The organism is Candidatus Kaistella beijingensis (assembly GCF_020084865.1).
GTDB classification, from domain to species: Bacteria; Bacteroidota; Bacteroidia; order Flavobacteriales; family Weeksellaceae; genus Kaistella; species Kaistella beijingensis.
On record NZ_CP071953.1, the window covers coordinates 971,290 to 986,965 of the forward strand.

Genomic DNA, 15,676 nt, shown 5'->3' on the forward strand with positions numbered 1-15,676 from the left:
TTTCGAGGCCTTAAATTACGTTTTTTTTGGGAGTTGGTGAAATTTGGAATTTTCATGGGATTTTACTTTTGATTTTCTAGCTGATTTGGCAGATTAAGCTGATTTCTTTTTTTTTCTGTTAATTTAAAAAGAATGCGGACTTTCCGAGTAAGGGATTAACTCTATTTCTTATATTTTTTCAAAGAAATCGTTGAATCTCATAAAATGAGATTTGAAACGGAAATCCCACAACAAGCGATGGATTCAGCGAAGGAGCGAGGAATTGCAGTGTAAAGCCCGACCCGAATGAGTGACTGCAACGAAGTGGAATGACCGTGTGAAGGATACGCCCCGATTGAATGGGTGAGTTTGGGAGTGGGTGTGTTTGCGAGTTTGAGGGTTTGAGAGTTGAAAAACAGTGAACTTTGAACAAAAATTTTGGTAAGTTGTTGTGTGTGAGGAAAAATTGTTTTATTTTTGCAGCCTGTTAATCAACCTCTGACGAAGGACGTGAATGTTGCTTGACTTGACAAAAAATTTTTATTATAAAAATGGATTTATTAAAGTACGTACAGGATAAGTACATTACGAAAAAAGAATTCCCTGAATTCAAAGCCGGTGACACCATCACTGTGTATTACGAAATTAAAGAAGGCCAGAAAACGAGAACACAGTTCTTCAAAGGAGTGGTGATTCAGTTGAGAGGAACGGGTGCTACCAAAACTTTCACCATCAGAAAAATGAGCGGTGATGTGGGTGTAGAGAGAGTTTTCCCAATCAACATGCCTGCTTTGCAAAAAATCGAGGTGGATAGAAGAGGTAAAGTGAGAAGAGCTAGAATCTACTATTTCAGAGACCTTAGAGGTAAAAAAGCGAGAATTAAAGACGCTGCCTACAAAAAGTAATTCAGACAACAACCATAGAGAAACCCATCAGAATTTTTTTGATGGGTTTTTCATTTTTGCAACTCGGCGATGCATTCTTCGCGGATTTTCCAAAACTCATCGAGATTGTAGGGAATTTGAGGGTTTTCTTTAAGATATTTTTTGAGGAAATTCTTGTGGTAGTGGATTTTGAAGTCGATGATTTGGTCGGGTTGGATTTCTATTTCTTCGATTAAGTCGTTGATGAAGTCTTCGGGTTTGGAGTTTTTACGGGTGAAGTCGAAGATTTGGTTTTCTATTTTTAAATAATTGTGTGCTTCGGGAATTTCTTTTAGGCTGTACTTTTCTAGAATAGGTTTGATTTTTCGAGTATTTGAACCGTTCATTTTAAAAATTCCAAGCATTAATTTTAGTTCTTCGAAACTATTTTCATCGGCTAGTCTTTTTAATAGAGCGTGCTTTGTGCTGCAAGTTCCGCCGCTGTCTTGGAAAACGGAGAGCGGGTTTTCTTTTTGTAAATTTCTTTTGTAAGGTAAATTTTTAACATATTCAGCTGCTGCGAAAAAATCGAAAAGGTCCAATTGTAGAAACTGGTTGGAGATTGATTTTGATGTATTTGAAATTTTCATTGTTGATGATTTAACTAGCCCGTCTTAAAAGAAGGGAAATAAAAAACCGCCATGATTTCTCAAGGCGGTTATAAAGTTATGAATTAAAAAATTACTTTTTAATCATCAGTTTTGAAGAATAGTTTACGCCCAATCCTGAAACTTTTACCACATAAACTCCGTTTGCAAGATTTTGTGTGTTTACAGCTTCTGTAGCCGACATTTTCTGGCTGGAAACTAATTTCCCTGATGCGTCGAAAATTTCAACGTTTACTTTTCCTAGAATATTTTTAGCTGATTTGAAGTAAAACTCATTTTTAGCCGGGTTTGGATAAATGCTTAATGCAGCATTGTTTCCAGTTTCACTCGTTGCAGCAGTAGCACATTCAGTAGGTACAGTAAAATCTTCCACCTGGTCATTGATGTTGGTTTTTGAGCCTGCAGCTGCATTAACTCCTAAACCTCTTTTTGCAAAAACATTCCAAATCATACATTTATCTGCTCCTCCTGTTTCTGTGTTTGCAGCTTCTGCAGCCAGGATCGCATTTCTACCTTCAATAAATCCAGGGTTGCAGCCTTGTAAAGCCAAAGCATTATAAACAAGTTGTAATACTCTTGTACTACCGTTTGTATTATTTGACATTACGTCTGAAGAATATCCATATTTTTCAGCATACTTCCAATGAAGATCCCACAGCATTGTTGCCCAAACAAATCCAATTGAATGCACGTCTGGTACAATTGCTCCTGCTGTATTGGTATATTCCATCCCGTTAGTTCTTCCATAAGTGTAATTATTTACGGCAAAATTTGGAGAGTACTGTGCAGGTCTAATTCCCAGTCCATCTATTGGTTCTGATGTGGCATAAGTTCCGATTCCTCGTGGTACCGCTGCTGTCGCATTTGGTTGGTTGGTAAGCATCACTGCAAAGAAATCTGACCAACCTTCACCCATCTGCTCTTTACTTACCGCAGAATTTAAACAAGAATAACCTGCTCCTGTTCTACGGTTAGATATACCATGACCATATTCGTGGATGATAACTCCATTATCGAAACTTCCGTCTCTAGTTGGCTGTTCATTGGCATTGTATCTCAACGTAATATTTACGTTGGTTCCTGCATCTAACAAACCTTTCATATAAACACCTTCAGGATTTTCGATTAATACGGACGGAATTGTGATATTAGGATTAGTTCCGCCCATACCTCCTGTTGGTGTAGAATCTGGTTGGCTGTAAATAATTGCCGCAACTGCTCCTGCATCTTGTGCTGCTTGTACTTTTGCTTGGAATTCACAGGTTCCTCTTGCAATTAAACCGATTTTACCTGCCAATGAACCTGCTGGTAAAGGTGTACATGCATCCAAAACAGGTGATAATTTAACATCTGCAGTAACTCCGGTTGGTGTAAGAGCTGGACCAAAAGTAGTTGAAATAAGACTGGCTACAATTCTGTTAACCGCTTCTGTAGGTGCGTTATAAAATACCCTTCTAATTACACCCGGATCCCAAAGATACATCTGCATTCTGGGTCTTGAACCGTCGATAGGAGATGAAAAGTTTGCATTATTTGTTCCTCCTCCATCTTGGGATTCAGCCATCACATAATCATTTTGAGAACCTCCTTTTCCAAAGTTCCATGCCTGGAAGTTTCTTCCGAGTTCATTAAATCCGAGACGGTAGAAAATATCGTGAACTTTGTTATTTACATAAAATAAGTTAGTTGTTGCAGCATTCAAATTACCTGGAGTGTCATTGACTACAAAAGGGAAATCGAAAACTCTGTTTGCTCCACCATCGGCATAAGAACCAGCTGCATTTGCATTGTTTCTATCGTCATACGCCATTACGTTATTTCCTCGTGTTGTATTATAACTTCCTACATACGTTCCTCCCAAAATGGTATGCCAACCTTCAGGTGAAGCATCTAAAAACCAAGGGTTGCTCAGCAATTGTCTGGAGCCGTGATTCGGACTTTCCAGCGGGAGTGCAAAAACGTTATAACTTGCATCCAAAGGTGCTGCAGCGGCAAAAGATTTTGCTATTTCTCCATTTGAAGATTGATCATTATTGAAATTTACCGCAAATCCTTCTGGCGTATGTGCTGAATAGTCGTGGTGGTAAGCATCATGCTTGAAATTGCACGTAAGAGTAAGGTTTTGCTTGCTCAATATTTCACCAGTTGTTGCGTCCGCAAGTACATCCCAATAATTTGAGGTTCCTTTTTCTTCGAACATAAATTCATGGCAAAGTCTTAAATCACCATTTTCAGCAGGAAAATAAATAAGTCTTGTTTTTGCAAAAGGAGTATCTAAATCGGCTGCATCAATTGCAATTAACTGATAATTTGTGGAATTCTTCAAATTCATTGTTTGCGCAACAGTAGCAAAAACAGCTTTGTTGCTTCGGGCTGAACTCGGCAAAGAGACAGATTTGAAATCTTTAGTAAATCCATCATTGAAATAATTCACTTTCTGATCTTTGATCAAAGCCGTTCCTACCGCATTGTAAATTGGAATACCGTTATAGGACTGCTGAACCATAACTACATTCGAATTCATTGATTTTGAAACCTCTTTGCTGATGATTTCAAAATTATTGAGGTTGGGTTTCATGAAGGTATTCTTCGAATTCATGTGGCTCTGAATGATGGATTTAAAATCCTGAGCATTTGCACTACCGAAAGAAAACATCAAACATACCGCCGCAATTTTCAAGGGTAAATTTCTATTTTTCATATATATTAATTATTTGGCATCGAATATATAAAATATTTTAATATGTTTTAAATTTTTAACACTAAAATATCGCAAATACCTTACAACTAATTTTAACGCAAATAAACTACAATTTAGAAAAAATAAAAAGCCACCATTTTTCAACGGTGGCTTAAATATTTAAAAGAATTCGAGAATTAGTTTCCGCCTTCCATTTTCTTTTTCAATTCAGCTAAAACGTCAAGGTCACCAAGAGTTGATTTCTCTTCGTTGCTGGAAGATGCAGCAGGTTTTGAAGCGTTATCTCTCACGTTTTTCTTTTCCTCATCTCTGAAGATTCCCGTGTGAGAAACTACCACTCTCTTGAATTCTTTGTTGAATTCAATTACTTTGAACTGAGCTTCTTCTCCTTTTTTGATTTTAGAACCGTCTTCTTTTTCTAACAACCTTGATGGGCAGAACGCTTCAACTTCAGCGTCTTCGAACTGAACTTGTGCACCTTTGTCGAAAACTTCAGTAGCTTTTCCTGTATGTACAGTTCCTTCTGCATATTTAGTTTCGAATTTATCCCACGGATTTTCCTGCAATTGCTTGTGTCCTAATGAAAGTCTTCTTGCTGCAGTATCCAATTCTAGAACTACAACGTCTAACTTATCACCAACTGCACAGAATTCTGATGGATGTTTGATTTTCTTAGTCCAAGAAAGATCAGAAATATAGATCAAACCATCGATTCCTTCTTCCAATTCTACGAAAACCCCAAAGTTTGTGAAGTTTCTAACAGTTCCAACATGTTTAGAACCAACTGGATACTTAGTTTCGATGTTCGCCCAAGGATCTTGGTTAAGTTGCTTCATACCAAGAGAAATTTTTCTGTCTTCTCTGTCCAAAGTCAAAACTTCAGCTTCTACTTCATCACCAACTTTTACGAAATCTCCTGCGCTTCTCAAGTGAGTTGACCAAGACATTTCAGAAACGTGGATCAATCCTTCCACACCTGGAGCAACCTCAACGAATGCACCGTAGTCAGCAAGAACAACCACTTTTCCTTTTACTTTATCACCAACTTTCAAATCAGCAGAAAGCGCATCCCATGGATGAGCTTCCAATTGCTTCATACCTAATTGGATTCTTGTTTTCTCGTCATCGAAATCAAGGATTACCACTTTTACAGTTTGTCCGTCTTCTAGGATTTCTGATGGGTGATTTACTCTAGACCAAGAAAGGTCTGTAATGTGGATCAATCCGTCAACTCCTCCTAAATCTACGAATACACCGTAAGAAGTAATATTTTTAACAGTTCCTTCAAGAACCTGTCCTTTTTCCAGTTGTCCAATGATTTCTCTCTTCTGACCTTCAAGATCTGCTTCGATCAACGCTTTGTGAGAAACTACAACGTTTTTGAATTCTGGGTTGATTTTCACTACTTTGAATTCCATTGTTTTTCCTACGAACTGATCGTAATCTTTAATAGGTTTCACATCGATTTGAGAACCTGGTAAGAATGCCTCAATTCCGTGAACGTCAACGATCATACCACCTTTAGTTCTGGATTTTACGAATCCGTTTACGATTTCACCTGTTTCGTGAAGTTCGTTTACTTTATCCCAAGCTTTAAGCGTTCTAGCTTTTTTGTGAGAAAGTTGCAACTGACCCGATTTGTCTTCTCTTCTGTCCACCATTACTTCAACCTCATCACCAACTTGCAATCCTTGGTTGTAACGGAATTCGTTAAGAGAAATAACACCTTCAGATTTGAAGTTGATGTCAACGATCGCTTCTTTGTCGGTAAGTCTTACTACTTTTCCTACAAGAACGTCGTTGTCGCTCAAGTTGTTAAGAGAACCGTTGTAGATTTCTTCTAGATCGCTTTTCTCTTTTCTTGCATCAGCATCAAGACCAGACTCGAATGAATCCCAGTCAAATTGTTCCGGTGCTACGTTTTGGTTCAAAAGAACCTCTTCTTTTACTGTCGTTTCTGACATAATTAAATAATTTGTATTCTTTCTTTTTCGATGTTTGGCTTAATGTGGCTCTCGAAAAATACGGAAGATGTTAATTGTAAATGTTTTAACCTCGCCAAATGCTTCCACAAAAAGTGGTGCAAAATTACTGAAAATATTTGAGTTACAATCTGTTTCAGTGAAATTTTTATTAAACATTTAAGTCTCCAAAATTCTGTCAAAAATTGCTATCTTTGAAATTCAAATTTTCGAACTAAAAAATGAAAATTAATCTTCCGGACAAACTTTATTATTCTATTGGTGAAGTAGCAAAAGCGTTTAACGTAAATGCTTCGCTCATTCGTTATTGGGAGCAGGAATTCCCTATTATTAAACCTAAAAAAAATAAGAAGGGGAACCGATATTTCACGCCGGAAGACATAAAAAATCTGAAAATTATCTATCATTTGGTGAAAGAGAAAGGCTATACTTTAGACGGTGCCCGAATTGCTTTAACCACCAACTCGAAAATTTCTGAAACCATTACCATGATCGACCGCCTGGAATTTGTAAAAGCAGAATTACAAAAACTCAAGGAATCTTTGGTGGATAAGCCTGAATAAATACTTTTTCTACCACTTTAGCAAGTTTACATTTCTTCTAATCCGTTAACACGATTTTACAAAATTGGGTGATTTCACCCTAAAAAATACCGTGTTTTAACCCATAGTGCGAGATGCTTTATGCAATATGTTTGCATAAAAAACACATCATGAATCTACACATCCAACTTTCAGCAGCGAAGAACTACTTTTTAGGCTTCGTTACATCGGGAGCAATTTTATTCTCGGGGCTACTCTACTTTAGCGGTAAAGGCAATGAAGATGCAGGATCAACTACCAAGTTTTCGGAAGCGGAATATGTCGCAGCAGAAAAAATTCAGTTAAAGGAATTCGATCCAAATAGTTTGACCGAAAATGAATGGAAAATGCTGGGATTTTCTGAAAGACAAACTGCCACCATTTTAAAATATAAAAATGTTGTTGGCGGGAATTTTACTTCGAAACAGCAATTAAAAAAGTGCTACGCCATTTCGGGCGAGAAATTCGCAGAGTTGGAACCTTACATCTTACTTCCTGAGACTTCGGTTTCTTCCTATAAAAATTACGAATCGAATTATAATCGTAGAAATTATTATCAAAATTCTAGCTTCAAAAATCATTATGTTAAGAAGTCATTAACAGTTCCCGGAAAATTTAATCCTGATCACTTTTCAGTGACCGATTTTATTAAGATGGGGTTCACTGAAAATCAAGCAAACTCTATTCTAAAATACAAAAATTATTTGGGAGGAAGTTTTATTAGCAAAGAAAAATTCAAAAATTGCTTTATCATTAGTGACGAAAATTACCGGAAAATGGAGCCTTACCTTTTGCTTCCGGAAAAAACGCCGGAAAAGTATGTGATGTCAAAACCTAATTTCCAAGATTCTTACGCCAAAACAGAGAAAGCGAAAGTCAATTATCAAAACTTTGATCCAAACATGACTGATTTGGAAGGGTGGAAAAATTTGGGATTCTCTGAAAAACAAGCTCAAGTTATCATCAATTATAGAGATAGAAATTTAAAGGGCAGTTTCAAAAGTTTAGAAGACATTCAAAGATGCTTCGTGATTTCCGCAGATAAATTTGAAGAGTTGAAACCGTACATCGTTTTGAATGCGGAGACGTTTAAACCGGCTCAAAACAACAGCAACCCTCCTCATAACAATTCATCCTCAAAAATTTATGAAGCCAAAACCGATTTCAGTAAAACAGACTTGAATGTGATTACTTTTAAACAACTTATCGAGTATGGCTTTGATGATAAAAGCGCGGCAAGCTTCATTGGGTTCCGAAATAAACTGGGTGGATTCATCAATAAAAATCAGATTCTCGACACTTATAATATTGACAAAATATTAGCACAACGTTTGGTTTATACAGCTCCCTTAAATACGGAAAATGTTCAAAAATACACTTTAGCGGACGCGCCGGAATCTTGGTTGAAAAATCACCCTTACTTCAAGTATTATGCTGATAAAATTATCTATTACCGAATTTCCTTTACCAATGAAAAGAAGTTCTTCAAAACGATGAATATCAAACCAGAAGCGGAAGAGAAAATGAAACTGTATTTAAAATAAAAAAAATCAGCTTCCTTGGAAGCTGATTTTTTTAAACTATAAGGGCAATTATTTTTTAATAAACTTAACCGATTGATCATCCACTTTCAAAATATAAACTCCCGGATTTAGTTTTTGTACATTGATGGAATTTTTATTTTTAAAAGGAGTATTTTCCTGCTGAATTAACTTTCCTGAAAGATCAACAATTGAAGCGTTTTTAATATTGCCGATTTTTTTACCCTTAACAAACAATTCATTTCCAACCACTGGATTTGGATAAATTGACAAATCATTTTCGGCATATATCTGTGCATCGGAAACCACTAATGTTCCAATATTTTCACAATAATTGGAAGGATGTTGTTCCCATTCTGAAAGTGTAAAGGTTGAATTTGGCTGATTTACAGAATTCAGACGGTAGAGCGAAACATTTCCCAATATTGCAGAATTGCTTTGATCTTTTACTCCAACCGCATCAACCGTGGTTGACGCATACCGCAACTCAATATAATTACTTCCGCTGAAAGTAAGTTGTGGCGCCGCAGTAACAAATCTTGCCTGATCATTGTTTATACAGGTGAAAGTCGCATTTGGATTTAATATAACAAAAGTCTCATTGTTTTGCACAATTCCCTCCAATTCATAGGGTGCAGGAAAATAGTATTGCGTACCGTTAAAAAACTGGATACTCATTCGGTACTTATTCAGAGTTACGGCATGTCCTGTTTTGTTGGTAATTTCCAAGGCTTTGTTGTTGGAAGAACCTTCCAAATATTTGGTAATCATTAAATCTTTTGCATAAATATCAGCATCTAGAGTAGTTACCGTAACTAGGTTACTTTCCGCAGATTCGGCATAATTATTATTGTAAGCCTTTACCGAAAAGGTATAGGGAGTTGAAGGCGTAAGATGATCTGCAACGAAAGAGTTATTTTTAGCAGTACCGATCAAAGTTCCGTTCTGATAAACTTTAAAACCTAAAATCGACGGATCAGATGGAGTGCTCCAATTCAAATTTACGAAGTATGCGCTGTTCTGTGCAACATTCAAGTTGGTAACCTGTGACGGAGAAACTACACTTGGCGTCTGATTCCAAATTAAGTTAACCCATTCAGGATGATCGATAAAAGGATTTCTATTTTTTTGAATCCCAAAAACCGCATTGTTCCGGTCGATCTCCTTTTGCGAAACAGGATCTTGGTTGTGCCAATTCAGCAGCATCGCAACATACCAATCTTCAAAAGCTTTTTCCTCTGTTCCGTCGAGCGGGCTTGTATCGTTTGCAGCAGAAGTTCCGTTGTAAAAATTGAAGTTATTTAATTTCCCTTCATACCGAACAGCGAAATAAAGCAAACTTCTTGCGATATCGCCTTTAAATTCATCAATAGGTTCATAAACACGCCCCGTATAACCAGAATTTGGCGTTGCATTCTTTCCAATTTTAGACGTATTGGTAAAATTATAATAAACCAAAGACGGTGTTGTAGAAGAAATTCCGTAAGGATAATTACTTCGCAGCTGATTGATCCTGGCATCCGTAGGAAACACATAAAACAAATCAGAATACATAGGATAGTTACTATTAAAAGTGCTTTGCGGCATCATGTGCTCCCGGTTCCAACCTTGTCCTTCGGCGCTTGCAGATCCAGTTGAATTTGCAGTAGTATATTCGTAGGCATCTGGTCCAGCTGGTTTTTCGGAATAAATATCCAACAAAATATAATCCATCGTATTTGTTGTAGAATTAAAGATGGGATTGTTGGAGGGTGTATGATCATAATAAACGTCCAGATCGGTTTGCTTATAAAATTCCTGCAGGTCGCCATAATGCCAATTGATGTATCTTGCAGATATGATTTCGTGCAATTTTGTTTTTAAAGCGTAACCAGTTAATCCAGAAGTGCCATCATAATACCCTGTAGGAATCTGCGCCAAGCCCAAAAAAGGAACTAAAAAAAGCGAAAGTAAAGTTATCCTCATTACAATATTTTTTCGGTCGCTAAATTACTTAATAAAGTGATGCAAAAAATCCGAACTCATGTTAATTTTATTAAAATTGAATATTAGTAAAGTCGTCATTTTCAAAAAAATATCATGAATACTGGAAAAATTCAACACAAAAAATATTTTTAGACTTCTACATTTTAATTATCTTTGAAAACAAATAAAATTTATGAATAGCGATACTCTACACAACATCAATATGATTGCTGAAACTGCACGTGATTTTGCAGAAAAAAATATTCGTCCACACATTATGGAATGGGATGAAAGCCAAACTTTTCCCGTTGAGCTTTTTCACCAACTTGGCGAAATGGGTTTCATGGGAATTGTAATTCCTGAAGAATACGGCGGTTCTGGTTTAGGTTACCACGAATATGTTGCCATTTTGGACGAAATTTCTCAGGTTGATCCATCAATCGGACTTTCTGTTGCGGCACACAATTCACTTTGTACCAATCATATCTATGAGTTTGGAAATGAGGTGCAACGTCATAAATGGCTGCCTCAACTCGCTTCCGGAAAAGTAATCGGAGCATGGGGACTCACTGAGCACAACACCGGATCAGATTCGGGCGGAATGAGCACAACCGCTGTAAAAGATGGTGATGACTGGATTTTGAACGGAGCTAAAAATTTCATCACCCACGCAATTTCGGGAGATATTGCCGTAGTAATGACAAGAACAGGCGAAAAGGGAGCTAGAAATAATTCTACGGCCTTTGTACTTGAAAAAGGAATGCCAGGATTTTCTTCAGGAAAAAAAGAGAACAAATTGGGAATGCGCGCTTCGGAAACCGCAGAATTAATTTTCGATAACGTAAGGGTTCCTGATGCAAACAGACTCGGCGAAGTTGGCGAAGGTTTCAAACAGGCAATGAAAATATTGGATGGCGGAAGAATTTCTATCGCAGCTTTAAGTTTAGGAATAGCGAGAGGTGCTTACAAAGCTGCTTTAAAATATTCTTTGGAAAGACAACAGTTCGGGCGACCAATCAACCAATTCCAAGCGATTAACTTTATGCTTGCAGATATGGCGACCGAAATCGATGCTGCTGAATTACTAATCCAAAGAGCTTCAACTTTGAAAAATGCAAAAAGACCGATGACCAAAGAGGGAGCTATGGCAAAATTGTACGCTTCTGAAGCTTGTGTAAGGATTGCCAACAATGCCGTTCAGGTTTTCGGAGGTTATGGTTATACCAAAGATTTTCCGGTGGAAAAATTCTATAGAGATTCAAAACTTTGTACCATTGGCGAAGGAACTTCGGAGATCCAGAGATTGGTAATCGGAAGAGAAATTTCAAAGTAATATAAACATAAAAATGTTATTTAAAACACCGGAAATCTTCGGTGTTTTTTGTTTTGTTTTAGAATTTTGGCTAACAAGTAAGGTGGTATTCGTTTTATAAATTAACTCAAACTGCTACGTGATTGGGTGGAATCCAACGGCAAAGCATCGCGCATATTTTTATTTTCAGAGAGTAAATTAGTTATCAATCAGGAGTTTTACGAAAAAAAAGGCAACCACTTTAAATAAATGGCTGCCTCTTTGGTTATCATGTTAAATATTATTTCTTAATTACTTTCACAGATTTGGTTGATCCGGTATTGTAATCAAGTTTCAAAACATAAACACCAGATTTCAATTCTCCAAGGTTGATATTGGAAAGTGAACCTGCGTTTCTGATTACTTTCACAATTCTTCCTGAAGCGTCCGCAACTGAAATCATATTCAGATCCTTAATATTAGTAATGTTGATGACCTCTCCAAATGGATTAGGATAAACTTTTACCAGTTTATTTGCTGCATAATCGCCAGAAACAGATAATGTTGAATCCAATTTTGCATAAGATAAATAACCTGTATAATCAGCAGCTGCAAGTGCTGTTGCGGTCTGTAAAGAATTCGGCATTGTGGCAGTTGCAGCGGTGTAAGTAGCTGTTTTACCAAAGACTAGATCATAAGCTCCATTCGCAGAAGGTGCTTGAGCAGGAACGTGGTCACTTTGAATTCCGGAATCTGCAATTCTTAATTGGATATCCGTCATTGTACCAGAAACTAAGAATGCTTCCCATCTTCTAGATGTGGATACAGTTCCCGCTTGAACCATTGAACCTGCGCTACCAGAATTGCTGTCAAAAGCTTCCGCTTTCATATTTGCAACCGCCGTGGTAGTTGGTGCTAAAGAAACAGGTGCATAAGCTGCTTTTCCTACTGGGAACAAAATGAAGTTTGTATTGGCATTTCCGCTTGCAATTGTTCTGGCAAATGGTCCGTTGATATAAGAAGCGTCTGAACCTCCAGCTAAAGTTCCTGCTAAAGTTGCAGTACCTAAAGTTAGCAAATTGGTTGAAGTGGTATTTACTTTTCCTGCGTTAAGTGTTAAAGTTCCCCCAACTGATACTGGCGAATTCAAAGTAACCCCACCTGTACTCGTATTATTTACAGTAAAATTATTTAAGTTAGCTGTAGGTGCAGTTGCCAAATTACCCAAAGTACCATTATTGCTAATTGTTTGTGATGAAGTAGCAGGAGCTGTAGTAAGAGTTGAAGCTGAACTTGCAGTCACAATTCCTGTTGCCAATCCGGAGGTACTAACAAATTTTCCTCCTGTATTTACATTTAAGTTTCCACCAAGAAAAGTATTTGCTACTGTCAAAGTTCCGCCAGAATTTATATCCACATTTCCAGTAGCTGCAAGTTGATATTGCGACACTACACCACGATTTGTTCCTGATGGACCATCAACGATTATATTTCCAAAATTTAAAAACCCAGTGCCATTCCAAGTATTAACATAAAAACCACTTGTGTTTCCACCACCATCCGTTGATATTCCATCGCCAAACTTGATGGTATGATTTGGTGAGGTAGCAATAGAGTTTGGTGAGTTAGAACCAAAATTGTAATAAACAGCATATGCACTACTATTTGTTGTTGCAGTATGAGGGTCAACAATTGTTAATGTTCCACCTGTAAGATTGATATTTGTTGAAGCACTGCTAAATAGTGGAGTACCTGATGCTACAGAAGATGCTACAGCACCAGCTGCGTTTCCGTCTATTTTAATATCCCCACCAGATTGGTTAAATACGGAAGTCGCTGTATTTGCAATGTTACCATTCACATTTAATGTTCCTCCAGAAACGGTTAAAGTTCCATTATTGGTAAGGAAATTATTGTTTAATGTACAGCCCACTGTTAAATCTCCTGATGCAACTGTTAAAGTTCCACCATTAGCGATCGTAATATTTTTAGAAACATTCGCAGCAGAATTCACTGTTACATTATGCGGACTTGCAATAACGATACCATCGGTGCAAGAAGGCAGTACTCCTTTATTCCAGGTAGTTGGATCGTTCCAGTTTCCGCTTGCAATACTTACAAATGAAGTATCTGCAGTATTAACTCCTATATAAAGTGGTCCACTCAATAAATCTGTTTGTGATACTGTGATTCGCTGAGCGCCCGGAGTTGTGGTTCCATTTTGATGAGTGCCACTAAGTGCTGCATTTGCTGCCATCACTCGGGAATTTCCGTTAGCTGCCTGATAAGCACCTGGAGCAAGTAATACCACGGTATATGAAGATGCGTTCACTGAAGTTCCCTCATTGGATACTTTCCAGTTTCCGTCGTATCGGTCAGTAATGGTATAACTTCCATCGGTGATATTCAATCCGGTTGTCATTGTATTCGCATCAGTGTAAACAGCTGCAAGTTCGCCAGCTGCAGCTCCAGTTGCGTTTGTTCTCGTAATGTACATTGACCTATCCCTTCCTGAATTATTTACAAAAGGGTATCTACTTGTCGTATTTGTTGGGTCAACTCCAGCGGTTACTGCTGTTCCAGTAGCTGTTGCTGTCCAATATCTAGAAAACTTTCCTCCTGGTAAGAAACCGGTTCCACTTGGTGCAGTAAGCGTGTTCCCTGCTGCATTATAACCGAATGTCACTTTACTTGTTCCTAGATTTACTCTTGCTCCGGTCATGCTTAAGTTGTACGCAATTGCAACATTCATTGACCAATTGATATTTGGAATTGAAGTATTGGTATTGGAAAAAGTCAAATTCCTTATATTACCGTTTGTGAAGGTTCCCGAACCAGAAACAGTTTGTACATTACTACCATTTAAGGTAAGGTTTCCTGCGCTGGTTGCTCCCACTGAAATATCCATTGCACCATCATTCACGATGTTTCCCTTCACAGTCAATGTTTTTCCGGTTGTACCGTTGAAAACACTAACCAAACCACCGGAATTTACGTTGAGGTCGTTGTTTACTGCAAATGAAGCTGGAGTTGTGCCGTAATTTAATGTTCCTTTTACTGTGAGGTTGTTCGCAGCCTGCGATGCAGCATCAATGGTTACCGTATGACCAGTATCTACAGTGACATTATCTGCAGCTGTTGGAACAGCATTGGCATCCCAAGTAGCGGCTGTACCCCAGTTTCCTGTCGCCACCGAAGTGAAATTGCCTGGAACATTTGAAGTTAATGAAACATTATCAATCGCTGCTGGTGGATTGGCTATTGTTGAAACATCAGATTTCCATGAGAAGACTATTCTCCATGATCCCGAAGAAGGGAACGCAAAATTAATGGTCTCTGAATTCCAAGTGGTAGAACTTAGCTTGTACATCCCACTAACAGCACCTGCACCAGAAAGCTGCATACCACCAGTTGTGGATACGGCTGCCGTAGAAAGAGGTGTAGTAGTAACTGGAACCAAAAAGATTTTTAAATTGTCCCAGTCAGAAGTTGTGCTACCTTCTCCTCCTACTTTCCAATCAAAAGTTAACTTTCCTTTCAATTCGCCTGCCGGAACCGTAACATCTCTGTATAAGTGAGAGTAAGTAGATAACTGTGAATAAATCCAAGATGTTCCATTGTCATTGGAGATGTATCCACAATTTGCACTTGTTGGAGCTGGAGCAGCTCCTACCACCCAAATATCAGCAGTTGGAACTACTGATGACCATCCGTTGCTTAAAAGTGTTGTTCCACTTTCAAAGCCTCCGCCCGCAGATGGATCAATTAAAATTGTTTGTGCACCAAGCCACGATGTAAGTAGTAAGGTACACCATAAGAAAATTTTCTTCATAGTATAAAGGTTTTTAAATAAAAAAACAAATTTACTATAATTTCTGGTCAATATGATAAATTCTAAATAAAAAATTTAAATTTAATATATTCAAATTTTATGAACATTGCGAATTTGATAAAATAAGAAACCCGATATTAAAGATATTTAGAATTTAACAAGGAATTGGCTCACTATTTTATGAAATATTCAAATTAAACATGATAAACCTCAACCCTTTCTAATTAATTAGGAATTCTTTTTTATATATCGAGATCAAAATCCTTAATGTGG

The 15,676-nt window shown here is 37.6% G+C and carries 9 protein-coding genes; 4 read left to right on the forward strand and 5 right to left on the reverse strand.

Annotated elements, in window-relative coordinates; genetic code table 11:
• Positions 1 to 530 precede the first annotated feature (530 nt).
• Complete coding sequence (gene rplS / locus J4771_RS04535; protein WP_224136872.1) at positions 531 to 884, forward strand: 50S ribosomal protein L19; 354 nt, start codon at positions 531 to 533, stop codon at positions 882 to 884.
• A 50-nt stretch (positions 885 to 934) separates the two neighbouring features.
• Here rplS and J4771_RS04540 read toward each other — a convergent pair whose 3' ends face one another.
• The 3 genes from J4771_RS04540 to rpsA all read right to left on the reverse strand — a co-directional run bounded on the left by J4771_RS04540 (position 935) and on the right by rpsA (position 6,175).
• On the reverse strand, positions 935 to 1,492 hold the full coding sequence (locus J4771_RS04540; protein ID WP_224136873.1) for a hypothetical protein: 558 nt from the start codon (positions 1,490 to 1,492) through the stop codon (positions 935 to 937).
• A 91-nt stretch (positions 1,493 to 1,583) separates the two neighbouring features.
• Positions 1,584 to 4,211 carry a T9SS-dependent M36 family metallopeptidase gene (locus tag J4771_RS04545; protein WP_224136874.1) on the reverse strand — a complete coding sequence of 876 codons (2,628 nt, stop codon included), beginning with the start codon at positions 4,209 to 4,211 and terminating at the stop codon, positions 1,584 to 1,586.
• Between the two features lie 176 nt (positions 4,212 to 4,387).
• A complete protein-coding gene (rpsA, locus tag J4771_RS04550) occupies positions 4,388 to 6,175 on the reverse strand; it encodes a 30S ribosomal protein S1 (protein WP_224136875.1) in 1,788 nt (595 codons plus the stop codon).
• 239 nt (positions 6,176 to 6,414) lie between these two features.
• Between rpsA and J4771_RS04555 the strand changes: the two genes are divergently transcribed.
• Positions 6,415 to 6,756: a MerR family transcriptional regulator gene (locus J4771_RS04555; protein WP_224136876.1), complete on the forward strand. Its 342-nt coding sequence runs from the start codon at positions 6,415 to 6,417 to the stop codon at positions 6,754 to 6,756.
• A 149-nt stretch (positions 6,757 to 6,905) separates the two neighbouring features.
• Complete coding sequence (locus J4771_RS04560) at positions 6,906 to 8,318, forward strand: helix-hairpin-helix domain-containing protein (RefSeq protein WP_224136877.1); 1,413 nt, start codon at positions 6,906 to 6,908, stop codon at positions 8,316 to 8,318.
• Positions 8,319 to 8,366: 48 nt separating this feature from the next.
• Here the strand turns inward: J4771_RS04560 and J4771_RS04565 are convergent, their stop codons facing one another.
• A complete protein-coding gene (locus J4771_RS04565) occupies positions 8,367 to 10,280 on the reverse strand; it encodes an endonuclease (RefSeq protein WP_224136879.1) in 1,914 nt (637 codons plus the stop codon).
• 193 nt (positions 10,281 to 10,473) lie between these two features.
• Here J4771_RS04565 and J4771_RS04570 point away from each other — a divergent pair, with 193 nt between their 5' ends.
• Complete coding sequence (locus J4771_RS04570; RefSeq protein ID WP_224136881.1) at positions 10,474 to 11,613, forward strand: acyl-CoA dehydrogenase family protein; 1,140 nt, start codon at positions 10,474 to 10,476, stop codon at positions 11,611 to 11,613.
• A gap of 259 nt (positions 11,614 to 11,872) precedes the next feature.
• Here the strand turns inward: J4771_RS04570 and J4771_RS04575 are convergent, their stop codons facing one another.
• Positions 11,873 to 15,403 (reverse strand): beta strand repeat-containing protein, encoded by a 3,531-nt coding sequence (locus J4771_RS04575; protein WP_224136883.1) that lies wholly within the window; start codon positions 15,401 to 15,403, stop codon positions 11,873 to 11,875.
• Between the last annotated feature and the right edge of the window lie 273 nt (positions 15,404 to 15,676).

Excerpts from the sequence above, each read along its gene's own strand:
- rplS (WP_224136872.1), top strand. The coding sequence starts at position 531 with ATGGATTTATTAAAGTACGTACAGGATAAGTACATTACGAAAAAAGAA.
- J4771_RS04540 (WP_224136873.1), bottom strand. The coding sequence starts at position 1,492 with ATGAAAATTTCAAATACATCAAAATCAATCTCCAACCAGTTTCTACAA.
- J4771_RS04545 (WP_224136874.1), bottom strand. The coding sequence starts at position 4,211 with ATGAAAAATAGAAATTTACCCTTGAAAATTGCGGCGGTATGTTTGATG.
- rpsA (WP_224136875.1), bottom strand. The coding sequence starts at position 6,175 with ATGTCAGAAACGACAGTAAAAGAAGAGGTTCTTTTGAACCAAAACGTA.
- J4771_RS04555 (WP_224136876.1), top strand. The coding sequence starts at position 6,415 with ATGAAAATTAATCTTCCGGACAAACTTTATTATTCTATTGGTGAAGTA.
- J4771_RS04560 (WP_224136877.1), top strand. The coding sequence starts at position 6,906 with ATGAATCTACACATCCAACTTTCAGCAGCGAAGAACTACTTTTTAGGC.
- J4771_RS04565 (WP_224136879.1), bottom strand. The coding sequence starts at position 10,280 with ATGAGGATAACTTTACTTTCGCTTTTTTTAGTTCCTTTTTTGGGCTTG.
- J4771_RS04570 (WP_224136881.1), top strand. The coding sequence starts at position 10,474 with ATGAATAGCGATACTCTACACAACATCAATATGATTGCTGAAACTGCA.
- J4771_RS04575 (WP_224136883.1), bottom strand. The coding sequence starts at position 15,403 with ATGAAGAAAATTTTCTTATGGTGTACCTTACTACTTACATCGTGGCTT.